Below are 24,718 nucleotides of genomic sequence, written 5' to 3'. Positions count from 1 at the left end.
GCGGAGGAGAACGATGAGTTTTTTTAAGAAGCTAAAGGAAAGCATCGCGAAAAAGACAGAAGCGGTAACATCGGTCTTTAAAGAAGGTTTAGAAAAGACGCGTAAAGGATTGGTCGAAAAAGTAACTGATCTTATTACACGCCGTAAAAAAATCGACGAAGAATTCTATGAGGAACTAGAAGAGATTCTCATTGGCGCTGACGTTGGTGTCACTACGGTAATGAATCTTATCGAAGATCTGCGTGATGAAGTGCGCAAGCGTAAAATCGAGGAAGCAGCTGAACTTCAGCCTGTGTTGTCTGAGAAGCTGATTGAATTGTTGCGCGGTGACCAAAATAATGAGCTTCGCATGAGTCCGAACGGATTGACGGTTATTTTATTTGTTGGTGTTAACGGCGTGGGTAAGACGACAACGATCGGTAAACTGGCACATCGTTTCAAGCAAGAGGGTAAAAGCGTACTTATGGCAGCGGGGGATACATTCCGTGCTGGTGCGATCGAGCAGTTGGAAGTGTGGGGGCAGCGTGTTGGCGTTGAGGTAATCAAGCAGCAAGCTGGTTCTGATCCGGCAGCTGTTATGTTTGATGCGGTACAAGCTGCTAAGCAGCGTGGTGTCGATGTTCTTTTATGCGATACAGCAGGTCGCTTGCAGAACAAATCGAACTTGATGGAAGAGTTGAACAAAATCTTCCGTGTTATTCAACGCGAAGTTCCTGATGCTCCGCATGAAGTGCTGATGGTATTGGATGCAACTACAGGTCAAAATGCACTTTCTCAAGCGAAATTGTTTGGTGAGAAGAGCGGTGTAACAGGGCTAGTGTTGACGAAGCTAGACGGAACAGCAAAAGGTGGTATCGTCGTTGCGATTCGCCAAGAGTTGAACTTGCCAGTTAAGTTCGTTGGCCTTGGTGAAAAAATGGATGATCTGCAACAGTTTGATTCGGAGCAGTTTGTTCACGCCTTGTTTGCTGGTATCATTCAAGATCAAGAGAAGCAAGAAGAGCAAGAAGAGCAAACAGAGCAAACAGAGCAAACAGAGCAAGTATAACAATATATAGCCATGCAGGGCTAAGACAATAATAAAAAAGAAGTTAAACACTCCTATGGGTTGTATCCATGTCGGCAAGGGAGGTTTAGCTTCTTTTTTTATAGGTTAGGCAAGTTTATCGTTATCGAGTATTTCTTACTTCACTTCATGGTGCATAGTTACTGTATGATGTTTTCTAAAGGAAAATAAGAAGAATCCGAAAATGGATGAAATGGAATACATAAAGCCAGCGATTATATAAACCATTTGCGCACCCCACAAATCAGCAATTAGTCCGGTAAATGCGATCGATAGGCCAAAGAGTAGGGTCCCAAGCGCACTTTTAGCCGCGTATAAGTTCGGCTGCTGATCAAGAGCAACGTTCAGTTGAATGTAAGTAAGTTGAGAAACATCCCTCATTTGTGTGGCTGGACCCATGACGAATACAATAATAAGGGCTACCCAAGAAGCTGTTGTAAATGCGTAAGCAAACAGCATGAGGCAAAACATCACTGAGCCTATAATCATAGATGGCAGTAGATGATTTTGTAGTTGTTTGGCTCGTTTCATAATAAGATAGGCTCCAAAAATAGAACCTGCATAATAAGCGGCATTGATATAGCCCCACCATGCTTCCGTTTCGTTCAACACCTGTTGAACAAAGAGCAGTGTAACGCCCCCTATCCAAATTCCGTTTGCTAGCCCTTCAATAATATCCATCGTTGTAACGATGCGGATGCGCGGATCACGGAATAGAATACCCCAGCCTGACCACATCGATTGTTTTTTCGCAGTTGCGTCATTAATAGTTGAAGGAAGTGGGATAAATGCTAATAGTAAAGCCGCTAATGATAGAATGACGGTACTTACCAACAACACATTGAAAGAGCCCAACTGTTGAATCAATATTCCACCAACCGTCCATCCGAACATGGAAACGAATTGTGTGCCCATATTGACGATGCTATTTGATTTAGCTCGTTGTTCTTCTTTCACAAGTCTTGGATATAAAGCGGTTGTGGCCGCGTTAGCACAACCTCGTGAATACCCAGAGATTACATTGCTTATGTATGCAAAAATCACAATGAAAGGTACCGAGTCGATAGCTGCAAGTTGCAATAGAACGACGAAGGCGAGTGAAACGACAATATTTATAAATTGGAATCTACGCAATACCTTTTCTACAGACCATCGTTTATACCATAGTGGCAGCGTAAGGCCACTACATAGGGCGGATAGTGAGCGAACAAGAGAAATTCCCCCAGCTAATGCAGCTGAACCTGATATTTGATAGACCGCAGCGATCCAAGTCATCAGCCAAAGTGAAGAAGCGAGTTCGGCGGCAGAGTGATTGAACCACAATGCTTTGAATGACTTTCCCATCCTATCTCCCCCAGTATGTAATTACTTTCGAAACTAAAATGTTTAATAACTATAACATGGAAAAAGATACCTGTCGATGTGAAAATCCTATGACAAACAAAAAAGCACTTTGTATCCGAAGTGGATAAAAGTGCTTCCCTTGTTACTCGCTTATTGGTGGCTGCTTATGACAGCGTCGGCATACAGGGTAATAGCTGTCATTCCCGCCAATTTGAATTTGTTCACCTGTATAAACAGGTCGACCAGTCTCGTCTACTCTTAGATTCATAATGGCCTTACGTTCACAGAACCAGCAGATGGTCTTCATTTCTTCGATTTTGTCTGCGTAGAGGAGCATATAACGGCTTCCTTCGAACAGCTTATTTTGAAAGTCGTTCTTCAGCCCGAATCCCATTACAGGAATATGAAGCTCATCAACAATCTGGGTCAACTGCATCACATGCTCATGTCCTAGAAATTGCACTTCATCAACTAAAATGCACGAGAGTGAACCGGCGTGAGAGCGAACTTGTTCAAATATATTGGTATTTGCATGGATAGGTATCGCTTTACGTCTCAAACCAATGCGAGATGATACATATCCAACTTCATCTCGATTGTCGACTGCTGAGGTGAAAATGAGAACGGATTTGTTCTGCTCCTCATAATTGTGTGCTACTTTTAAGATTTCAATGGATTTTCCACTGTTCATGGCACCGTAGCGAAAAAATAATTGAGCCAAACTAGCCACTCCTGTTCTTTCTAAATATCGAATCACATCATAGCATATCTGGAGTCGGTCGTATAGGAAAGGAAAAAGACACCTGTCTTTACAAGTGTCTACCTTTAAAAGGATGCTATGCAGCTATCGACCGATCTTATGCTGCTGTGCTGTAAAAATGAGCATTGCTTGACGGAGAAAAGGGGCTAGCTGGGGATGAATAAGGTCGTAATAGGAGCGAAATTGTTCTTCGTTCACATACAGATCTGCAAGCTTTGCATATCCCTCTGGTGTAGTAAGGTACATGTGACTTACCCATGCATAATGGTGTCCAATCAACCGCTGTACTTCTTCATCACCAGGTTGTAAGCCAGCATCAAGTAGTTGTGCGAGTATACAGGCGAGTCTTTCATCATGTGGACTATTATCTTGTATCATTGTTGAATCGGTTGAAGAATGCAAGGTAAGTTGTCCTGCTCTGTCATACCGTTCTTTTAATTCCTTCACGTAGCGATTCTGCTTCCCGTTATCGAAGCCAGCGAACCGCTGTTGCTCTGTTAAATCACATTCCCCACGTAAATTGGCGATGGTACGATCCAGCGTCTTAATTAGTGTATGAAGTCTATTTACTTTGCTCAACAGCAATTGGCGATGGTGCTGCAATGCTTCTGCTTGATTAAAAGTATCTCGCTGTATCATTTCATGAATATCAGCTAGTGGCAGATCAAGTTCACGGAAGAACAGTATATGCTGAAGCTTAATAAGCTGCTCTTGTTCGTAGTAGCGGTATCCGTTATCTCCATAGTATGCAGGCTTGAGGAGGTCAATTTGATCGTAATACCTGAGTGTGCGGACACTCACGCCTGAAATTTCTGCTACGTCTTGAACTGTATAGGGCACAGTGGCACCGATGTCAAAAGGATCGTAAGAGGTGCTCGTTTCTTCTTCTATATAGACATGTAGAATCTAATACTACTATTAGATCTATCATTCTATTATGTAGTCGGTTATGCCTGTATAGTGATATCTGAGCCATATATAGATGTATGTTTGAGAAACGAGAGGCTGAAATGTAGTTTGCACCCTTACAATGTTGCATGCTTTGACAAAGCGGCTTCCCTCCTTATTCATGTCGTATTTCTGAGACAATCTGCGCTGCAATCTACGCAATAGGTTCTCAGCGTGCCTTAGTGCTTGTGCAACCCTTTCTAGTTGTAGTGAATTCGTGGTTTCTTAGGCTGCCTGCTCATGTTCTTGCATTTGTCGCTCCTCCTTCTACTACCACTGTAAGGGATGACGTGGCGTCACAGTCAAGCATTATTTCTTAGAATTTACAATTGCCGTTGTTACACGATAAACACCAAAAAATATCCAGAATCAAGCAAAAAAACGACACTTTTATCACTTATTTATAGGTATTTATACCTATAGTTACTACCTAGTAGCTCTACTATAATAGAGTAGTGTTACTATAATTCCATAAAAAGGAGGATTTATCATGAAACAGAAGTATCCGTTCTCACGTTCCTTCCTGCTTCGCACGTTGTCTGCTGCAATAAGCGTATCCATGCTTGCATCGGGCACTGCCGCATTTGCTGCAACCGCGCCTTTGACACAAGCTGCATCCGCTCAAATAGCAAATGCACCTGCACCATGGTCAGCGACTCAAGCTTATACGGCTGGTTCGAGAGTTACCTACAATGGCCAAGTATTCGAAGCCAAGTGGTGGACACAAGGCGAAACACCGAATGCTTCGAATCAATGGGGCGCATGGAAAGTTGTTAGCGGAGGCGGCCAAAATGACACAGTTGCTCCAACTCCACCAACAAATGTCGCTTCACCTTCTCAATCTGCCACTTCTATTACTCTCTCATGGACTGCTTCTACTGATAATGTAGGTGTTACTGCGTATGACATTTACCGCAACAATGTTAAGGTTGGAACATCGACTACGACCACTTTTACAGACAATGGTTTGCAAGCGTTAACATCTTACTCCTATAAGGTTAGAGCCCTTGATGCAGCTGGTAATTTTGCTGATTCTGCTGCCGTGCCAGTAAGCACATCAAATGTCGTTATTCCTGGTGATGATCTCACAGTAGGTCAAAGTCGCGTATTGACAGATGCACAGGTTCAAAGCACTTGGGGCGGCATTGATCCTCAGTATGGACCTGATTTGGCTGTACAGGCGGTACAATCGATATTGCCCAAAGCAGAGTTTGAACTTTTGTTCCCAATGCGTATCGGTACAGCTGAATGGCATAACTTCGCAAAAACAAAAGATTACTATAAACCGAACCAAGCAGATTACTACTCCTATGACAACCTCATCGCTGCTGTGCGTGACGTAGCTAATATCAAGTACAAGATTGTATACCGCGAAGGCAGCACTTGGACACATCAAATATTCCGTTTAGATAAAGCCGCTAAGAAAGAAACACTTCTCTATGAAGAGAAAGATTTTAACTCAGAATGGAACCGTAACAAGGCCAAAATTCCGTATATAACTGATTTCGGTACTTTCTTAAAGGAAGGCACGGAAAATAACAAGAAGCGTGAGCTAGCAGCGTTCTTGGCTAACATCTCGCATGAAACAGGAGGAGGATGGGCGACAGCACCAGGCGGAGAACTTCGCTGGGCACTGTTCTGGAATGAAGAAATGGCTTATATCAATCAACCAGGGAGGGTCGGTTACGTAGCTGCAAGTACAGATTACCCGGCTGTAGCGGGTAAATCTTATCATGGACGTGGTCCAATGCAATTGAGCTGGAACTATAATTATGGTCTTATTGGATCTATTATTTTTGGTGACAAAAACGTACTGCTTCAAAATCCTGAAATGATAACAAATGAAGGTAAACTTGGCTTTATGACAGCTATATTGTTCTGGATGACGCCACAAAGTCCTAAGCCATCTAATCATGACATTATTGTGGGTAACTATGTACCTACGGCTGCACAGTTGGCTAAAGGATTAGTTCCTGGCTTTGGTGCTACGATTATGGTTATTAACGGTGGACTGGAAGGCAATAAAGACGAGACCGATTATCGTGTTAAACGTCGTGTTGCTCATTACCGTGACATTACGACCAGAGTCGGAGCAAACATTCAAGGTGAGAAGCTAGATACACTTGGTATGCAGCCATTCTAATGTGCGGAGCGTATCTATGTTTTTTGTGATAACTCTTATAGTAAGTAACTCATAGAAATGAGCATGGATAGGAATGGAGATAGAAATGTTGCTTTACAGTGATAGTCAGCATGAAGACTTGCATAATCATATACAGTCGCATTTGTTCATTAATCTGCAAGGTTGTAATTTGAATGTACGTTTTAGGGGAGGTATATGAATGAATTTGAAATATCCATTCTCGCGTTCGTTTTTGCTTCGTACGTTGAGTGCTGTTGTAGGGGTAACGCTGTTAGCTTCTAGTGGACATGCGTTTGCTGCTAGCGGCAAGCACGTCCATGAAACCGTTGTAACTGCGGCTTCCTGGCAAGCACAGAAGGTGTACAATGCTGGTGATATTGTGGTATACAAGGGGAAAGTATATCAGGCTAAGCGTACAACTTCAGGAGAACAACCATCTGGCTCATCGAAAGAGTCGCCATGGAAGTTGATTGATAAAGATGACGACGATGATGATGATGATGACGACGATGATGACGACGATGATGATGACGATGATGATGATGATGATGACGACGACGATGATGATAACAACGGCCCGGATCATTCGGCGCCTACAGCGCCGGGGCAGCTCACATCCCCTGTACAAACGACAAGTCTAGTGAAGCTTATATGGAAAGCATCCAAAGATAATGTGGGTGTTAAGAAATATGAGATTTATCGAGATAACGTAAAAGTAGGCGAGACGAATCGACTAGCGTTTACGGATACAGGCTTGCAGGCGTCAACATCGTACAAGTATTATGTGAAGGCCTATGATAAGGCGGGGAACTCTTCGCAATCAGATACGTTTACCGTGAAGACGAAGGCCGTTATTATTGCACCAGGTGAAGGCTTGGAAGTTGGACAAAGTCGAGTGCTTACGGACAAACAAGTTGTCCAATTGTGGGGAGGCATCGATGCAAAATATGCTCCTGACAAAGCAATCGAGGCTGTACAATCGGCACTGCCGAGAGCTGATTTTGAAGCGCTATTCCCATTACGCTTTGGATCGACAGAATGGCATCAGCGTGCAAAGAGTCAGCCTTTCTACAGTCCAGATTTGAAAGAATACTATTCGTACGACAATCTTATTGCAGCGGTTAGAGATATTGCGAATATTAAATATAAGGTTGTATCACGTGTAGGAGTTCCAAATGCGTATCAAATTGTCAGACTGGATAAAGCAGCTAAGACAGAAATGTTAATTTATCAAAGTCCTGACTTTAACGCGCCTGTGAACGTTGCCAAGCCTAAATCTGCGGAAGTATCAGATTTCGGAACGTTCTTGAAAGAAGGTACTGAGAATGATCGCAAGCGTGAGTTGGCTGCTTTCTTAGCAAACATTGCACATGAAACAGGAGGCGGATGGCCGACAGCACCAGGTGGTGAGCTTCGCTGGGCATTGTTCTTTAATGAAGAAGTCGCATACGCTAACGACCGGACGAAGATAGGTTATATTGATGCCGAGAATAAGGATTATCCTGCTGTGCCAGGCAAATCCTATCATGGTCGTGGACCAATCCAGTTAAGCTGGAATTACAATTACGGCTTAATCAGTTCCATTATATACGGAGATAAAAATGTTCTGCTTCAAAATCCTGATGCCATTACGCAAGATGGTAAGATGGGATTCTTGACAGGCATTCTATTCTGGATGACACCACAAGCACCTAAGCCATCAAGCCATGACATTATCGTTGGTAACTGGACTCCGACTGCGGAGCAACTTGCTAAAGGACTTGTACCAGGTTTCGGTGCTACCATTATGGTCATTAACGGCAATCAAGAAGGCAATAAAGGAGAAGACGACAATCGTATTAGACGTCGTGCTGCTCATTATCGTGACATAACAGGCAAAATTAATGCAAACATTCAAGGTGAGAAGCTTGATACACTTGGTATGCAACCTTTCTAATCCAAGCTAGTTAGTTATAATCTTAGTGATGTTCTTTCTTAATATGTAATTTTCTTCTTCTAATACCTTCGGTTGGACCCTTCGTTGAGTGATCAGCGGAGGGTTTTTTGTGTTGTTAAGGTTAATTGCTTGACAATTGAATTGGTTTCAGATAAGATAAAAAACGTCGATGGGCTGTAAAGTGTTTTTCCTTGACGAAAGGAGTGGCCCGTATGAACGAAGAACAGATGTTAGCTAAGACGAATCGAATTAACATGCTGTTTGATTTCTACGAACCGTTATTAACAGAAAAACAGCAAACGTTTTTGAAATGTTATTTTCATGATGATTTCTCCTTAGGTGAGATTGCAGCGGAATTTGGGATTAGCCGTCAAGCGGTATATGAACATATTAAGCGTGCCGAACAAACTCTTGATACTTATGAAAGTAAGCTTAAGCTTCTTGCTAAGTTCGAAGAGCGTTCGAAACTGCTATCCTCTCTGCAAGATACCTTGATAGAACATATGCAAATACCCGACCCGCAGCGTGCGGAACTGCAGGAGATTGTCCGTGAACTGCAGGCGTTGGATTAAGGGAACGGGGTGACTAACCATGGCATTCGAAGGATTAACGAATCGCTTGCAATCAGTATTCAGCAAGTTGAAGGGTAAAGGAAAAGTTACAGAAGATGATGTGAATGAAGCAATGCGCGAGGTGCGTCTAGCACTTCTCGAAGCTGATGTCAACTTCAAAGTAGTAAAAGAATTTATCGCAAAAGTTAAGGAAAAAGCTATCGGCCAAGATGTCATGAAGAGCTTTACGCCAGGCATGGTCATCATCGATATCGTCAATAAGGAATTGACAGATTTGATGGGTGGCTCAGCTGCTAAGTTGGCGAAAGCTAATAAACCACCTACTGTCATTATGATGGCTGGTTTGCAAGGTGCTGGTAAGACAACGACATCTGCAAAGTTAGCTAAGCTTCTTCAGAAGCAGAATCATAAGCCATTGCTTGTAGCGGCGGATATTTACCGTCCTGCTGCGATTAAGCAGCTTCAAGTGTTGGGTGAACAGATTAAGGTACCGGTATTTACACTTGGTGATCAAGCGAATCCAGTTGACATCGCGCGTCAAGCGATGGATCATGCACGTGAACAACATTTGGATTATGTCATTATTGATACGGCTGGTCGTTTGCACATCGACGAAGCGTTGATGGACGAGCTAAAGCAAATTCATGAGACAGTTAAGCCAGATGAAGTGTTGCTAGTCGTTGATGCAATGACAGGTCAAGACGCTGTTAACGTCGCTGAAAGCTTTAATCAACAACTGACACTGACAGGGGTTGTATTAACGAAGCTTGATGGAGACACACGTGGTGGTGCCGCGTTGTCTGTTAAGGCAGTCACTGGGTGCCCGATCAAGTTCGCAGCGCTAGGTGAGAAGATTGATGCTTTGGAGTCTTTCCATCCAGAACGTATGGCTTCTCGAATTCTTGGTATGGGTGATATGCTCTCCCTAATCGAGAAGGCTCAAGCCAATATCGATGCTGATCAAGCGAAGGAAATGGAGCGCAAGATGCGCAACGCCGAATTTTCGTTCGACGATTTCCTAGATCAAATGCAACAAGTAAAGAAACTTGGACCATTGGACCAAATTCTTGATATGATACCTGGCATGGGTAAGATGAAGCAGCAGGCGAATATGCAGGTTGATGAACGTCAGATGGATCGCATTGAAGCGATTGTCCGTTCTATGACGAGCAAAGAACGCCAAGATCCAGATCTTATCAATCATAGCCGTCGTAAACGTATTGCTACTGGTAGTGGTACACAGCTTGCTGATGTAAACCGCTTAATCAAGCAATTTGATGAAATGCGCCGTGTTATGAAGCAGTTCTCAGATATGATGGGACCTAAAGGTCCGAAAATGATGAAAAATTTGAAAAGCAAAGTCGGAAAAGGAATGCGTTTCCCGTTCCGCTAAGCTCAAATATAATGAGATTTTATTAAGGAGGTGAATTTCGTGGCAGTACGTATCCGTCTTAAACGTATGGGTGCTCATAAAGCGCCTTTCTACCGTGTAGTTGTATCTGACTCCCGTTCCCCGCGTGACGGTCGTTTCATCGAAGAAATCGGTCATTACAACCCAGTTGCTCAACCAGCTGTAGTAAGCATCGACGAAGAAAAAGCGTTGAAATGGCTTCAAACTGGTGCTCAAGCTTCTGATACAGTTCGCAACTTGCTTAGCAAAGCTGGCGTTATGAAGAAGTTCCATGAGTCTAAACTTCAGAAGTAATTCATTCGTTCGGAGGGTCGGAGATGAAAGAGTTGGTGTCAGTAATTGCACGCGCTTTGGTCGATCATCCGGATGATGTCCGTGTTGAAGTTGTGGAAAAGGAGCATGTGCTCGTTTATGAACTTCATGTTCATCCCGAAGATGTCGGTAAAGTTATCGGCAAACAGGGCCGCATTGCGAAAGCACTTCGTACGGTCGTTACATCAGCAGCCGTGAAGGTTCCTAAGCGGGTAGCTGTGGACATTATTTCTTAATAAGTCGAAACGGGTTAGGATACGTTCCTAACCCGTTTTCGTATATTTTTATTATGATTTGTTGGAAACTGTAAGAAGGACTAACTTTCTTCTTACGAAAGTTGTGTGCTTGATTGGCACAGGAGGTTGAATGATGAACGAGAAGTTGATTACAGTCGGAGAAATTGTGAATACACAAGGTATTCGCGGAGAAATAAAAATTGTTTCGCATACGGACTTTCCAGAAGTGCGCTTTGCTAAAAATAGTCAGCTATTTATCGTTGATGAAGCTAAGCAACTGCATTTATCGGTAACGGTGGAAAAAGCTCGTGAGCATAAAAAATTATACATTGTAAAGCTGAAAGAATACGACAACATTAATGATGTCGAAAAATATAAAGGTTGCTTGCTTAAGGTGTCCGAAGACCAGCAAGTGAAGCTAGAAGAAAATGAGTTCTATTATCGTGATATTATTGGTTGCCGTGTCATCAGTGATGCAGGAGAAGAACTTGGAGTTATCAAGGAAATACTATCTCCTGGAGCAAATGATGTGTGGGTTGTAAAGCGTCCAAAAGGTTCGGACTTGCTATTACCGTACATTGAAGATGTTGTACTCGATATTAATGTGCAGGACAAGCTCATAAAGGTCCACCTAATGGAGGGGCTGTTGTAATGCGTATTGATGTCCTAACGCTTTTCCCTGAGATGTGTGAGGGTGTGTTTGGCGCAAGTATTTTGGGGAAAGCACGTGAAAAAGGGCTTGTATCTTTAAATACAGTCAATTTTCGCGAGTACGCTACGAACAAACACAATACCGTCGATGATTATCCATACGGCGGCGGCGGTGGGATGGTACTTAAGCCAGATCCAATATTCGGAGCTGTTGAAGATGTTATTCAAAAGGCGTCCGTTGAACATACTGAACAAAAGGAAGAAAGCGATACTCGTACTCCACGACGTCCGCGCGTTATTCTTATGTGCCCGCAAGGAGAGACGTTTTCACAGTCTAAGGCTGAGGAATTGTCACAAGAAGATCACCTTATCTTTATTTGTGGACACTATGAAGGGTATGACGAGCGTATACGCGAGTTTCTTGTCACGGATGAGCTATCTATTGGTGACTATGTGTTGACAGGAGGAGAGCTTCCTGCAATGGTCGTGGTGGATTCTGTAGTGAGATTGCTACCTGGCGTTCTGGGTAATGAATCTTCTGCGATAACGGATTCATTTAGCACTGGTTTGTTGGAGTATCCTCACTATACACGTCCAGCGGAGTTCCGAGATATGAAAGTGCCAGATGTACTGTTAAGCGGGCATCATGCGAATGTTGAAGCATGGCGTCGAGAACAGTCACTTCGTCGAACGATAGAGCGCAGACCGGATCTGCTGGATAAAGTCGAACTGAGCGACAAAGATCGAGCCATTTTGCAGCGGCTGAAATCAAACAATTCGAAATGACTGCAACGATAGAAAAGCGGCTGTTTCAATGGGTAACGACATCCATGAAACAGCCGCTTGTTGTTCCTTCTATAAGAATAAAATGCGGTGATCATATTAGGTTATCTGAAACGACAAAAGCCCTACCTCTCTTTCGTCCTTGCGGCTCCGATGACCGCGCCAGTGTGAATCAAGTCTACCATCGTCAATTCTTTAGGGTTAGTTGGGAATTAGACAAGATATGAGGATATTAATTATTCTTGTTTTGAGGAACTAATTGGTGAGGGTTATACATGCAACTTTCATAGTATAGCACATCTGAATGAATAAGTATAGCTGTTCGTGTTTTGTTCGTATATAATAGAGGGATACGTGTTAAATATGCGAGCGACGAGCAGGTAGAAAGGTTCTACTTATTCATGAATGGAGAGATGTGTCATGGAATTACACACAGCAGATTATCGCTGTGCGGAAGTAGTTGCACGATTTTTTGCCAAGCATATTCAGGCTTCACACGATGGTATAAGTAATCTTGAGTTCTTGTGTCCAGATGGCGCAAAAGCTGCATGTCGCAGACAACAAGTTATAATTGCGGCAGAGGAACACAAGTTGGTAGGGGCACTTCGCTTTTATCGTAGAAAGACCAGCAACTCAGCTTCACTGTATCAATTTGCTCTTAATGAACGTTTTCGGGGTAATGGGGTAATAGTACAAATGCTGCGAAAAATAGATGTGGAATATATTGAGGCTAACTGTTCTACAATGTCTACCTTTAACGCTTATTACGAAAAGACAGGGTGGCAGTGTGTACAAGAAAGTCGTGGGATGTACATATGGCAATATCGGATCGGATAATATCTTAAGTGGTAGGAGTAAAGACAATAATGACTAATTTACATGATTATCGCCAACGCGTAGATACAGTTAAGTTGACTGTAGATGAACAGGCGTGCCAACTACTTGAAGAGTTGCTTCAAGAGTTAGAATCTTTAAACGATGCAAATGAGCGGTTGCGAAAGTCCCTTTCAGCGTCAAGGAAATCAAGTGGGATGTCTAGTAAGTTAAGAGATGCACTGTACGAATAGTTTGCTGATCTAAATGGAACTTACATACAAATAAGCTATTGCTATAATTACGATATGGATTGTGTTATCTAATAGGCTGCTACTCTTCATGACTAGGTATGCGAGAAGTAATCTGATTGTCGCAATACGTTGGTGTATGATCATCATGAAGGTTAGATAATTATTTTGCAAGTAATCCTCTTGTGTAAGATATAGTGGTGTGATATAATGACTTCTGTTGTGTGGAATACGGCGGTCCGCTACAGATGATGACGAGCATGCAAATAGAGCATCTCCGAGCTGTAAGAACGCCTGTGTGGAAGGAGGGAGTCATAGATGAATATCGTACAAGCGATTACTCAAGAACAACTTCGTAAAGATGTACCAAGCTTCCGTCCTGGTGATACTTTGAAAGTACATGTCAAAGTTATCGAGGGATCTCGTGAGCGTATCCAGCTTTTCGAAGGTGTAGTGATTAAACGTCGCGGTGGCGGAATCAGTGAAACGTTTACAGTTCGTAAAATTTCCTACGGTGTAGGAGTTGAGCGTACATTCCCGATTCACTCGCCAAAGATCGATAAAATCGAAGTGGCTCGCCGTGGTAAAGTCCGTCGTGCGAAGCTTTATTATCTTCGTAACCTACGCGGTAAAGCAGCGAGAATCAAAGAGATTCGATAATGAAAGACCGGGGGCTTGCGATCTCGCAAGTCCCTTTTGCTATTCTTTAAACAATTTGGTACGCTAATGATATGTAAGTTACATTGGATAAGCATCCTAGGAAGAAAGCGGGGCACGGCCTATGGAGCAAGATCAAGTATCGAATCAAACGTCTGTAGCGGAACAATCGGCGCAGCCGCGCCGCAAAAACGAACTTGTGGAATGGATTAAGGCAATTGCTGTCGCTGTCACGCTTGTCGTGTTGGTGCGCTGGTTATTATTCGCACCATTTATTGTCGATGGTCCTTCGATGGAGCCGAATTTCTACACGGGTGAGCGTCTTATTGTAAATAAGATCCTGTATGAGTTCCGTGAGCCTAAGCGTGGAGAAGTAGTTGTATTCCATGTGCCAGATGAGAAGCGCGATCTCATCAAGCGTGTAATTGGTGTAGCTGGTGATACGATTGAGTATCGTGGAGACGACTTGTTTGTGAATGGTAAGAAAGTAGAAGAACCATACATACAAGAAGCGATTGCGGAAGCGAAAAAGCAAGGTGGAACATACAACAACAGTGATTTCCCGAATGAAATGAGAACGGAAAATAAAGTTCCAGAAGGTCATATATTTGTTATGGGTGACCATCGCGACAATAGTACAGATAGCCGTGTATTAGGCTTTATACCATTGAGTGAAGTAATTGGCCGTGCAGATGTTATTTTCTGGCCATTGAATCAAATGAAGTTTATTAATCATTATTAAAAAATTACAGCATAGATAAGGGAGGTGGAACGCGATGTCGATACAATGGTTTCCTGGACATATGACAAGAGCACGCAGACAGATCCAGGATAAGCTGAAGCTTATCGATGTAGCAATCGAGCTGTTGGACGCACGCTTGCCGCTTTCCAGCCGAAATCCAATGATTCATGAGATTCTTGGTGATAAGCCAAGATTGATTATTATGAACAAGTGCGATTTGGCTGATCCAGAAGCGACTGCGAAATGGTTGGAAGTTTTTCGTAAAGAAGGGCATGCAGCGATTCCAGTAGATGCTTCGTCTGGATATAATATTCAGAACATCCAAGTGGAAGCACGTAAGCTGCTGGAAGCGAAGTTTGAGCGCCTAATAGCCAAAGGATTGAAGCCGCGACCTGTTCGTGCTCTTATCGTAGGTATTCCTAACGTAGGTAAGTCTACATTGATCAATAAGCTGGCGGGCAGACAAGTTGCTGCCACTGGCGATCGTCCAGGTGTAACGAAAGGCCAACAATGGATTCGGGTAGGCTCTGAGATGGAGTTGCTCGATACACCAGGTATTTTGTGGCCTAAATTCGAAGATCAGTTGGTTGGTTATCGTCTAGCAGTTACTGGGGCGATAAAGGATCAAGTGTTGAATGTAGAGGATATTGCCTTTTATGCGCTGAAGTTTATGTCTGCTCACTATTGGGAGCGGCTTAAAGAGCGTTTCGAATTGGAAACGCCGCTTCATGATATTGAGGACCCGAATGAGATTGTCTCCATTATGGAGGAAATCGGACGTAAGCGCGGATGTTTGGTTAGCGGTGGACGTGTCGATCTTGAGAAAGTTTCAGGCATTATTTTGCGTGAACTTCGAGCAGGCAAGATGGGACAAATAACGTTGGAACATCCTTAATGATGGTTTACAATGAAATATGCTTTTCAGTAAGCTGCTGCGCCATTGGTGAGCAGCTTTTTATATGGGCATTTACGTAACTTAGAAGAGCTATCGAATTTATTATTGCGGATGAATCATTTTCATATAGCATTTGCGGACAGCCCTTGTTACTATCGAATTGGGATGGTTTGCATGATTGTTCATTTGTTTATGTAACAATAGGAATCATTTATATACATGAATGGATAGGAGGATGTTGGGTGAAGAAAGTTCTCATCTATATGCTCTGGCTGATTGGGGCTATCGCATTTATTTATTTTGGACAAAAAGGTGTACAATTCATGACTCAATGGGCACGAAAAGGTGATTTCGTTGAGTTAGCGTTAGTAGCTAAAGTGCTATTTTCTGCTGTTGGTGGAGCTTTACTCGTCTGGATTGGAGGGGCGAAACGTAGAAAACCAACCAACTGGAAGTTATTTTATGTTATTACGATCCCATGCTTGCTTATTGCGTTAGTACCGATCATGTGGATGCATATACCGTTGGATTGGTCATGGCTGACTCCCTTGTATAAGGATGAATATGCATATTACTTTGGACTAGTGGCTGGTTATTCTTATTGCAAATCATTATTTCGTTCGCAGGATCATTAAAGCTCCAGCATGTGGAATGCTCAAATGGGTTGAGTAGGCGAGCGATTACATATACAATGTAAGTCTGTCAATTGAGCGTATAGATTTAGTAAGTAGATAGTTTGTTTGAAAGTTACAAATGGCAGGGGGAAGCGATTGTGGGAACGAAGCGATCGTCTGCGTCTGAAGCAGAGGTTATCGATCTGTTGGCATTGGAGCGTGAAGCTTGGTCAGCAGGATATGAAGCGATAGCAGGTATAGATGAGGTGGGGCGTGGCTGTTTATTTGGGGATGTGGTAGCAGCGGCCGTCATTTTGCCTCGTGATTGGCAGTTGGAGGGGATAAATGATTCCAAGAAACTGTCAGAGAAGAAGCGAGAAGCGCTATACGAGGATATTATTGCAAATGCGGTTGCATGGTCGGTGGCTCATATGGATGCAAAAGCCATTGATGAGTTGAATATAAAACAAGCGACACGGTTGGCGATGAAAACAGCTGTTGAGCAATTGCAAGTTGTGCCAGATATGTTATTTATTGATGCAGAAAAAATAGAAGTAGCTCTACCACAAAAATCTCTTATTAAAGGCGATGCAACGAGCCAGTCCATCGCAGCAGCATCGATTATTGCGAAGGTTACAAGAGATCGTTTGTGTAGTAAGGAATGGAATGAGTTGTACCCTGAGTATGGAATTGCGGTACATAAGGGTTATGGAACAAAAGCGCATTATACGGCATTGGATGAGTATGGGCCGACAAAGATGCATCGCAGAACGTTCTTGAAGAAATGGGAAGAAACGAAGACGCAGCTGACGTTATTTTAAACAGGCTGCGTCTTTTGCATGTTCATTTATTATTTAAGATATATCTGCCGATATATAGGGTAGTGATGCTGCAAGTATCGGAGGGTTATGGTTGAATATATCACATTTGGTGCGAGGGATGACCGGGGAGGCGAAGCCCGGAGACTCGCGGGCGTTAGAGCTTCGTTCCGGACAAGTTGTACGCGGTGTCGTAATGAGTGTATCGGAAAATGGAAAAGAAGCGGTTGTTCAAATAAATGGTGTGCCCGTTAAAGCGGTGCTTGAAACACCTATGCGTCCAGGTCAGACGACATGGATGCAAGTGCAAGGCCAACAGGAAGATGGGCTTATTATGCTAAAGCAATCGGAAGCTCATTCTTCACAGCCGCTGCCAACGATAGCAGACGCGCTTAAGCAAGCAGGGCTTCCAGACGAGCCTTGGGCGCGAACGATATTGCGCGATCTACAGAAGAGTGGAATCCCGTTGACGAGGGAAACGATGGCGCAGTTGTCAAAGGTAATAGCAATGAAACCTGACGGCGTGGCAATGGATGAGTGGGTGGAAACGGCTGCTCTGGCTTTGAAGCGTAATTTGCCGCTGACTGCCGAGACGATGCGAGGTTTACAGACCGTTCTATTTGGCAGGCCAATGCATGATATGTTGACGCAGTTGACACGAAGCAGTGAAGCTTGGCTTCATTCTTCGGCTTCACCTGGATCGCCTGCGATGACAGGGGCTGTTAAGGACGCGCTAGCGCTTGTTCGTACGCTGATAGCTATGATGCCGAACCCTGCTGATGGTGGGGAGTTGACGGGGAATGGCGGCGGCTCCGCACGTGGAGGACAGTCATTGGCGGCAGGGACAACTGTGCCGCTTGCTGCGTCTTTGAATAGTAATTCGGGTAATGGAGCTCCGCTTGGAACACAGTTAGCTGGAGCCTCACAACCTTCCCATGCAGCGCAGGTAGGTGCTGGCGCTGCAACAAGTGGTGCTGTCCAAAGTACGGTGAACGGATCGGCGGCAGGGACGACTGCTCAAGTAGGAGCGGGAGCCTCTGCTGCAAATGGTTCCGCTGCGCCTGCCACTGGTGGCGCGGCGGCAAACGCAGCCCCTGCGATGCCAACTGGCGCAGGGGTTGCTGGAAGCGCCCAGCCAGCTGAAGCTGGGCTGGCTGGGCGTCAAGCTGCGGGATCCGCACCTACAGGTGATGGTGCGGATCCCGCAGCACAGCGCCCGACAAGCGCTCCATCCAATGGAGGCGCGCTTATCGGGCGCATGTTGACGTTGCTCGGCGTATCACACGAGCAGCAAGTGCAGCGCGCGCTGCTGCATAGCGCAGCAGGCGCTGCACAGGCGGCGCAGCAGGCTACGCCTGCAAGTGCGGACAGCGCTCGCGCTGGCGTGCCTATGGCACGCCTAGGGGCGGAAGCCGCGCAAGTTGTTGCGGCTTCTACCCCATTGCCAGCCGGAGCGCAGAGCGCCGCTCCGGCTGCCGCTACGGAGTCACTGAAGAGCACGCTGCTTCAGCTCCTCCAGCACGAGCAGTTGCCTCCAGCTGTACGTGATGCTGCACAGCAGCTCGTGCAAAATATTACGGGACAGCAGCTGCTCTTAACGAGCGATCGGTCATTGCCATTCGCGCATGTCACCTTGCACGTCCCGTTTGTGACGGCGGATGGGCGTCAGACAGCAGCTGTGCATATCCAAGCCCGCCAAGGCCGCAAAGGCGAGCTTGATGCAGACAATTGCCGCTTATGGTTCGATTTGGATCTGAAGGCGCTAGGACATACCGTGGTCGACGTCAACGTGGTCGACAAGCTCGTTGCTCTGAACATTCATCATCCGAGTGAGCAGGTGCAAGAAGCACTGCAAGGCTATCGTGAAGAAATCGACCAAGCGCTTGCAGGTATCGGTTATCAATTGTCTGCATTTCGAGTACAGGAGCCTCCTGAGAAGCATACGGATGCAGCCGAAGTAGATCGCAAGCTCGATTCGTATTCACCGACTCCATACAAAGGAGTGGATCTGCGCATATGAGTCGCAAGTCATCAACATCAGCTTCGCAGAAGCGAGGCAAGGCGGTTGCTCTTTCCTATGAGCCTGGACAAGCTACAGCGCCTGTCATTGTAGCCAAAGGGCAAGGATTGTTAGCGGAGCGTATTGTTGCTACGGCTGTCGAAAATGGCGTCCCCATACAAGAGGATGCTTCTCTTGTTGAGGTTCTTTCTAAGCTTGATCTGGATCAGCAGATTCCTGCTGAGTTGTATCAGCTTGTAGCAGAGGTGCTCACATTTGTTTATCGCTCCGATCAACGAGCAGCGAAAGGATGGGTGCGAGGGGATGACTGAGCGGAAACCGTCATCTACTAGAGGCGTCCAACGTAACCGACGTGAGATGGGCAAACAAGCGGAGCAGCAAGCAGAGCAGTATATAACGAGGATTGGTTGGACAATTGTTGCGCGTAATTGGCGTTGTCGTCAAGGAGAGCTGGATCTAATTGCCCGGGACGGTGAGTGGTGGGTGTTCATTGAAGTTCGCAGTCGTACGGAAGGCGGCTCCTTTGGCACAGCTCGTGAAGCGATAGATATACGTAAACAGCAGCAAGTGCGAGTTATAGTCGAACAGTATATTCATCGGTATCGTCTATACGAAGCAAAGATTCGGTGTGATGCTATTATCATTACGTATCCAAGGCAAGGAGATGCATCGTCGGAACTTGAACATATTGCTCATGCATTTTAAATATAATCCTTAGTTCTATGGGTGTATAAAGCACGGTACAAGCACTTTACATAAGGCTGTTATTTTATCTTATCTCCGTTCGATGTCTGTTCTATGTGAAAAGGTAGAATGAGACGTGGCATATGCAGCCCAAATACTCTCGCATAAATAATGAATACGCCGCTAATAACAGCATGTATCGGTTGCTGTTGCTAGCGGCGTATTTAAAATGGATCAGCATATAGAATCGCAAAATAATAACAGATTGGATCTTGCATCAACATATTCTTCTAATTATTTAATTCCATTCTCCTTAACCTCGATCCAAGTATGGGTTACGTCATTAACTATATTCAATATTTCATTTTCAAATAAGTAGGCTACCTCTAACGGGCGCTATTGGCGTTATTTACGTAAAATCCCCCATTTTAAAAAGTTAACGGTTGTAGATGAGCTTATTTTAGCAATAGTGATGAATATATTTAATCTATCTGACGAATAAGCTCTGTGACACCCGTTGCCATTCAAAATCCGTCCATTTACACGAAATAGGCTCTGCTGCAACCGTTAGAACAATTTCTCATTTCCTCTTGCTTGACGTCAGAGGTGAATTAATTTTGAATACATGAACGCTTGGAATCCATTATGCAGACCTATCATTATGCAGGTCGATCAAGTTTGCGATAGCTGATCGCTTCAGCCAGATGTCCGATCTCGATCTGTTCGCAATCTTCTAGATCTGCGATGGTACGTGCGAGTTTGAGGATGCGATCATGTGCACGAATGCTTAACCCAAGTTCATCATATACCTGCTGAAGCATAGTAGATGATGCCGTAGAAAGGGCGCAATACTGCTGGAGCCAAGATCCTCTTAATTCGCAGTTGAAGCGTAATGGCAAATGACGATACCTCTGCAACTGACGTTGATGAGCCTGCATGACCTGTTCCCGCAGTTGGGCGGAGCTGATCACTTTGTTGTTGGTTGAATGCAAAGAGATGCGAGGTACTTCTAGCTGCATATCAATCCGATCTAACAATGGGCCAGATAGGCGTGAGCGATAATGATGCAGGCGTGCGGGTGTGCAAGTACATATGGAATGTTCTGTGGCTTGAAAGTTACCGCAAGGACATGGATTCATACTACCCGCCAGCATAAAATGCGAAGGGAAGCGATATACAGCCCGTGTGCGGCTAATTGTAACATATCGATCCTCAAGTGGTTGTCTCAGCACTTCTAACGTTTGACGCGGGAATTCGGGTAGTTCATCTAGAAATAACACCCCTCGATGGGCGAGGCTAATTTCACCGGGTTTAGGGAGGCTTCCTCCACCAATTAATCCAGCAGGAGAAATCGAATGGTGGGGAGAGCGGAAAGGTCTCGTCTGAATCAATCCTGTTGACGAATGCTCCCATTTGCCTGATACACTATACAGCTTGGAAACTTCTAATGCTTCATCTTCAGTTAGCAGCGGTAGTATCGTTGGGAGACGACGGATGAGCATAGTTTTGCCCGTTCCAGGCGGACCGCTAAGCAAAATGTTGTGCATGCCAGCAGCGGCGACGGTCATCGCTCGTTTAGCATGTTCTTGACCTCGGACATCGGCATAGTCTTCTTGTCCTTCGACTGGCAATTCGGATTTATTCATAGGTGATGTGTAGGATAAATTAGGAGAGAACAAAAGGTTGGACAAGTTGTCAGGACTGTCAGCCACTTGACGTAGTTGTGCTAAAGTAGACAGACTGTAAACCTCGATCCCGCTTACCAATACAGCTTCAGGAGCATTTTCACTTGGGACAAGCACTTGTGTAAATCCCTGTTTTCTCGCCTCATCGACTAGAGACAGAATGCCTGGGATGGGGCGTGTTGTTCCGTCTAAAGATAATTCACCAGCGACGAGCATATTGCGAAAAGGGGATAGATTGAGTTGACCACTTGTGCCAAGTATGCCGATTGCCATGGCCAAGTCATAAGAGGTTCCTTCTTTGCGCAGATCAGCCGGGGCTAAATTAATTGTTATGCGCTCTAAAGGAAACTTCCAGCCGCAATTGCGCACCGAACTGCGGACTCGATCGATAGACTCCCTCACTGCTGCATCTGGTAAACCTACGACTGCAACATGAGGCAATCCTGAAGAAATATCAAATTCCATTTGAATCATGCGACCTTCGACTCCATATACAGCGGCACTCCATACACTTCCATACATAGCAAAAAAACACCTCTTCTTTCACATTCCGAATTGTAGTAATGGAATGCGCAAGAAAGGTGCTTCCTTATCAAAGCGCGAATAATCTCAATTTGTGATATATTATATGGAAGAAACGCATTTCTCGTCAACTAGCTGATAAAATTCTACTAGTTTTGGAGCAAACAAGTACTGGAATCGTATGCTAAAAGAACTAAAAATAGTGATCTATCTCATTCAGAGATGAATTTGATATCAAACAAATGTGTATTTTGTAATAATTTTGGTAGGAAAGCGCTTTAAAAACATGATACAATGTGTTCGGATTGGTTGGAATTACCGCCCATTCCTTGACATGCACTTGTATTAAAGTTGCAGCAGACCTTAGTATTTACCGTTCCTCTGTTAACGACACAGTTGTCGAAATATGCAAGGAGCATTAGCTTGGCTGCATAAGCATTATCATTCTAACCCATACGATTCGGATAGGGGGATGCACAATGAATATCCATGAATATCAAGGCAAAGAAGTATTAAAACAATACGGCGTTGCTGTACCGAATGGTAAAGTTGCGTTCAGCGTGGATGAGGCCGTGCAAGCTGCAGAACAATTAGGTACACCGGTAGTAGTCGTTAAGGCTCAAATTCATGCAGGCGGCCGTGGTAAAGCAGGCGGTGTTAAAGTTGCGAAGAGCCTAGATGAGGTTCGTGCCTATGCAAGCGAAATACTAGGTAAAGTGCTTGTAACACACCAAACTGGCCCTGAGGGTAAAGAGGTTAAGCGTCTCTTAATAGAGCAAGGCTGCGACATTAAGAAAGAATACTACATTGGTATTGTAGTAGATCGCGCGACAGGACGCGTTGTTTTGATGGGTTCTGAAGAGGGCGGTATGGATATCGAAGAGGTGGCAGAGAATACGCCTGAAAAGATTATTAAAGTTGTAGTTGATCCAGCTGTTGGGCTTCAAGTATTCCAAGCTCGTAAGTTGGCATATGACATTAATATTCCAGGTGAGCTTGTGAACAAAGCAGTTAAGTTCATGTTGGCTCTCTATCAAGCTTTCGTAGATAAAGATTGCTCTATCGCAGAGATCAATCCTCTTGTTGTTACTGGTGACGGACAAGTTATGGCATTGGATGCGAAGTTGAACTTCGATTCTAACGCGCTCTATCGTCATAAAGATATTTTGGAATATCGTGACCTTGATGAAGAAGATGAGAAAGAAATCGAAGCATCCAAGTACGATCTAAGCTATATTGCGCTAGACGGAAACATTGGCTGTATGGTTAATGGAGCGGGTCTTGCGATGTCCACTATGGATATTATTAAATATTACGGCGGCGAACCGGCTAACTTCCTTGATGTAGGGGGCGGTGCGACGACTGAGAAAGTTACAGAAGCATTCAAGATTATTTTGTCTGATCCGAATGTTAAAGGCATCTTCGTTAACATCTTCGGTGGCATTATGCGCTGTGATGTTATTGCGAACGGTGTGGTTGAAGCGGCGAAGCAAGTTGGCTTAAGTCGTCCACTAGTCGTACGCTTAGAAGGTACGAACGTTGAGATTGGCAAACGCATCTTGAACGAATCCGGCCTGAACATCGTAGCAGCGGATTCCATGGCTGACGGAGCGCAAAAAATTGTCGCTTTGGTTCAATAATCTGGCGAACGAGAGGTGGATGTGCGATGAGTATCTTAATTAACAAAGAAACCAAAGTCATTACACAAGGAATTACGGGCGCTACGGGACTGTTCCATGCGAAAGGCGCCCTTGAATATGGTACACAAATGGTCGGCGGTGTTACACCGGGTAAAGGTGGCACAACGGTTGACATTACACTTGATAACGGTACAGAAGTGAAGCTTCCTGTTTTCAACACAGTTGTTGAAGCAAAAGAAAAAACAGGCGCTACGGCTAGTGTTATTTACGTAGCTCCACCATTCGCTGCAGATGCAATCATGGAAGCAGTAGATGCGGACTTCGATCTCGTTATTTGTATTACAGAAGGTATTCCTGTTCTTGATATGGTAAAAGTGAACCGCTATATGGAAGGCAAACGTACGGTTCTTATCGGACCTAACTGCCCAGGCGTAATTACACCAGGCGAATGCAAGATTGGTATCATGCCTGGATACATCCATGCACCAGGACATGTTGGCGTTGTTTCCCGTAGTGGTACATTGACATACGAAGCTGTTCATCAGTTGACAACTCGTGGCATTGGCCAATCCTCTGCTGTAGGTATCGGTGGTGACCCGGTTAAAGGCTCAGAGTTTATTGATATTTTGAGCCGCTTCAATGATGATCCAGATACGTATGCGGTTATCATGATCGGTGAAATTGGCGGTACGGCTGAAGAAGAAGCGGCAGAGTGGATCAAAGCTAATATGACGAAACCAGTTGTCGGCTTCATCGGCGGTGCAACAGCGCCTCCAGGGAAGCGTATGGGTCATGCTGGTGCCATTATTTCTGGCGGTAAAGGTACAGCTGCTGAAAAAATTGCTGTGCTTGAAGCATGCGGCATCCAAGTTGCGCCTACACCTTCCGAGATGGGCTCTACGTTGGTTCGTGTTCTTGAAGAGAAGGGCTTGTTGAAAGATTGCATTACACATCAACACGCTTAATTAAATATCGCAGTTAAATAAGGTAAGCAACCTTTTGCACGTTTGTGCGAGAGGTTGCTTTTTTTATTTTCATGATGTTGAGTGAACTGGTTTGCTCTTTAATTTCTGAAATTTTATTTTACAAACTGAAATAGGAGAAGTATTGGTGGGAGTTTGTTTTTTTGTAGGTGTTATGCAGAGGAACAGTAGGAATATTGCTAAGTTGAGTTATACGTATGTAAACGTATACTTGCATTCTGTCTTAAGGTAA

General features: G+C 44.5%; 25 protein-coding genes. 21 read left to right on the top strand and 4 right to left on the bottom strand.

What is annotated here, in order from left to right:
• The first annotated feature begins 13 nt into the window (after positions 1-13).
• Positions 14-1,048 (top strand): signal recognition particle-docking protein FtsY, encoded by a 1,035-nt coding sequence (gene ftsY, locus FPZ44_RS13690; protein WP_144991048.1) that lies wholly within the window; start codon positions 14-16, stop codon positions 1,046-1,048.
• A 135-nt stretch (positions 1,049-1,183) separates the two neighbouring features.
• Here the strand turns inward: ftsY and FPZ44_RS13685 are convergent, their stop codons facing one another.
• From FPZ44_RS13685 to FPZ44_RS13675, 3 genes are all read right to left on the bottom strand, one after another.
• A complete protein-coding gene (locus tag FPZ44_RS13685) occupies positions 1,184-2,410 on the bottom strand; it encodes an MFS transporter (RefSeq protein ID WP_144991046.1) in 1,227 nt (408 codons plus the stop codon).
• A 142-nt stretch (positions 2,411-2,552) separates the two neighbouring features.
• Positions 2,553-3,131 (bottom strand): thymidine kinase, encoded by a 579-nt coding sequence (locus FPZ44_RS13680; RefSeq protein ID WP_144991044.1) that lies wholly within the window; start codon positions 3,129-3,131, stop codon positions 2,553-2,555.
• 123 nt (positions 3,132-3,254) lie between these two features.
• Positions 3,255-4,010 carry a MerR family transcriptional regulator gene (locus FPZ44_RS13675; RefSeq protein WP_261378324.1) on the bottom strand — a complete coding sequence of 252 codons (756 nt, stop codon included), beginning with the start codon at positions 4,008-4,010 and terminating at the stop codon, positions 3,255-3,257.
• Positions 4,011-4,608: 598 nt separating this feature from the next.
• Between FPZ44_RS13675 and FPZ44_RS27030 the strand changes: the two genes are divergently transcribed.
• The 18 genes from FPZ44_RS27030 to FPZ44_RS13585 all read left to right on the top strand — a co-directional run bounded on the left by FPZ44_RS27030 (position 4,609) and on the right by FPZ44_RS13585 (position 19,677).
• The gene (locus tag FPZ44_RS27030; protein ID WP_144991040.1) at positions 4,609-6,261 is read left to right on the top strand and encodes a glycoside hydrolase family 19 protein; all 1,653 of its coding nucleotides are present in this window, start codon (positions 4,609-4,611) and stop codon (positions 6,259-6,261) included.
• A 199-nt stretch (positions 6,262-6,460) separates the two neighbouring features.
• On the top strand, positions 6,461-8,197 hold the full coding sequence (locus FPZ44_RS13665) for a glycoside hydrolase family 19 protein (protein ID WP_144991038.1): 1,737 nt from the start codon (positions 6,461-6,463) through the stop codon (positions 8,195-8,197).
• Positions 8,198-8,409: 212 nt separating this feature from the next.
• The gene (locus FPZ44_RS13660; protein WP_144991036.1) at positions 8,410-8,769 is read left to right on the top strand and encodes a putative DNA-binding protein; all 360 of its coding nucleotides are present in this window, start codon (positions 8,410-8,412) and stop codon (positions 8,767-8,769) included.
• A 19-nt stretch (positions 8,770-8,788) separates the two neighbouring features.
• Entirely contained in the window at positions 8,789-10,162 is a 1,374-nt protein-coding gene (gene ffh / locus FPZ44_RS13655; RefSeq protein ID WP_144991034.1) for a signal recognition particle protein, read from the top strand.
• Between the two features lie 39 nt (positions 10,163-10,201).
• A complete protein-coding gene (gene rpsP / locus FPZ44_RS13650; protein WP_144991032.1) occupies positions 10,202-10,474 on the top strand; it encodes a 30S ribosomal protein S16 in 273 nt (90 codons plus the stop codon).
• A gap of 23 nt (positions 10,475-10,497) precedes the next feature.
• Entirely contained in the window at positions 10,498-10,728 is a 231-nt protein-coding gene (locus tag FPZ44_RS13645; RefSeq protein ID WP_144991030.1) for a KH domain-containing protein, read from the top strand.
• A 133-nt stretch (positions 10,729-10,861) separates the two neighbouring features.
• The gene (gene rimM, locus FPZ44_RS13640) at positions 10,862-11,380 is read left to right on the top strand and encodes a ribosome maturation factor RimM (protein ID WP_144991846.1); all 519 of its coding nucleotides are present in this window, start codon (positions 10,862-10,864) and stop codon (positions 11,378-11,380) included.
• On the top strand, positions 11,380-12,165 hold the full coding sequence (trmD, locus tag FPZ44_RS13635; protein WP_144991028.1) for a tRNA (guanosine(37)-N1)-methyltransferase TrmD: 786 nt from the start codon (positions 11,380-11,382) through the stop codon (positions 12,163-12,165). Before rimM ends, trmD begins: the two co-directional genes overlap by 1 nt.
• Positions 12,166-12,582: 417 nt before the next feature.
• Positions 12,583-12,999: a GNAT family N-acetyltransferase gene (locus FPZ44_RS13630; RefSeq protein WP_144991026.1), complete on the top strand. Its 417-nt coding sequence runs from the start codon at positions 12,583-12,585 to the stop codon at positions 12,997-12,999.
• 29 nt (positions 13,000-13,028) lie between these two features.
• Positions 13,029-13,229 (top strand): Ni2+-binding GTPase, encoded by a 201-nt coding sequence (locus tag FPZ44_RS13625; RefSeq protein ID WP_144991024.1) that lies wholly within the window; start codon positions 13,029-13,031, stop codon positions 13,227-13,229.
• Between the two features lie 315 nt (positions 13,230-13,544).
• Positions 13,545-13,886, top strand: coding sequence for a 50S ribosomal protein L19 (rplS, locus tag FPZ44_RS13620; protein ID WP_028595599.1), 342 nt, complete (start codon positions 13,545-13,547; stop codon positions 13,884-13,886).
• 121 nt (positions 13,887-14,007) lie between these two features.
• Positions 14,008-14,625, top strand: coding sequence for a signal peptidase I (gene lepB / locus FPZ44_RS13615; protein WP_144991022.1), 618 nt, complete (start codon positions 14,008-14,010; stop codon positions 14,623-14,625).
• A 34-nt stretch (positions 14,626-14,659) separates the two neighbouring features.
• Entirely contained in the window at positions 14,660-15,520 is an 861-nt protein-coding gene (gene ylqF, locus FPZ44_RS13610) for a ribosome biogenesis GTPase YlqF (protein WP_144991020.1), read from the top strand.
• Positions 15,521-15,762: 242 nt separating this feature from the next.
• Positions 15,763-16,155: a hypothetical protein gene (locus tag FPZ44_RS13605; protein WP_144991018.1), complete on the top strand. Its 393-nt coding sequence runs from the start codon at positions 15,763-15,765 to the stop codon at positions 16,153-16,155.
• Positions 16,156-16,292: 137 nt separating this feature from the next.
• Positions 16,293-16,955, top strand: a complete 663-nt coding sequence (locus FPZ44_RS13600) for a ribonuclease HII (protein ID WP_144991016.1) — start codon at positions 16,293-16,295, stop codon at positions 16,953-16,955.
• Between the two features lie 91 nt (positions 16,956-17,046).
• Complete coding sequence (locus FPZ44_RS13595) at positions 17,047-18,972, top strand: flagellar hook-length control protein FliK (RefSeq protein ID WP_144991014.1); 1,926 nt, start codon at positions 17,047-17,049, stop codon at positions 18,970-18,972.
• Positions 18,969-19,283 carry an EscU/YscU/HrcU family type III secretion system export apparatus switch protein gene (locus FPZ44_RS13590; protein WP_144991012.1) on the top strand — a complete coding sequence of 105 codons (315 nt, stop codon included), beginning with the start codon at positions 18,969-18,971 and terminating at the stop codon, positions 19,281-19,283. The genes FPZ44_RS13595 and FPZ44_RS13590 overlap by 4 nt, the downstream gene beginning before the upstream one ends.
• A complete protein-coding gene (locus FPZ44_RS13585; protein WP_144991010.1) occupies positions 19,276-19,677 on the top strand; it encodes a YraN family protein in 402 nt (133 codons plus the stop codon). The genes FPZ44_RS13590 and FPZ44_RS13585 overlap by 8 nt, the downstream gene beginning before the upstream one ends.
• Before the next feature lie 638 nt (positions 19,678-20,315).
• Here FPZ44_RS13585 and FPZ44_RS13580 read toward each other — a convergent pair.
• Positions 20,316-21,863 carry a YifB family Mg chelatase-like AAA ATPase gene (locus FPZ44_RS13580; protein WP_144991008.1) on the bottom strand — a complete coding sequence of 516 codons (1,548 nt, stop codon included), beginning with the start codon at positions 21,861-21,863 and terminating at the stop codon, positions 20,316-20,318.
• A gap of 479 nt (positions 21,864-22,342) precedes the next feature.
• On the opposite strand from FPZ44_RS13580, the gene sucC reads away from it, so the two are divergent.
• Together sucC and sucD are read left to right on the top strand one after the other, a co-directional pair.
• Positions 22,343-23,503 carry an ADP-forming succinate--CoA ligase subunit beta gene (gene sucC, locus FPZ44_RS13575; RefSeq protein WP_144991006.1) on the top strand — a complete coding sequence of 387 codons (1,161 nt, stop codon included), beginning with the start codon at positions 22,343-22,345 and terminating at the stop codon, positions 23,501-23,503.
• Positions 23,504-23,529: 26 nt separating this feature from the next.
• Positions 23,530-24,468, top strand: a complete 939-nt coding sequence (gene sucD / locus FPZ44_RS13570; protein ID WP_144991004.1) for a succinate--CoA ligase subunit alpha — start codon at positions 23,530-23,532, stop codon at positions 24,466-24,468.
• The last annotated feature ends 250 nt before the right edge of the window (positions 24,469-24,718 follow it).

The sequence above is a fragment of the Paenibacillus agilis genome, assembly GCF_007786455.1.
Taxonomy (GTDB): Bacteria; Bacillota; Bacilli; order Paenibacillales; family Paenibacillaceae; genus Paenibacillus_B; species Paenibacillus_B agilis.
The sequence above is the reverse complement of the archived record's forward strand: the minus strand, read 5'-3'. Positions and strand labels throughout refer to the sequence as shown.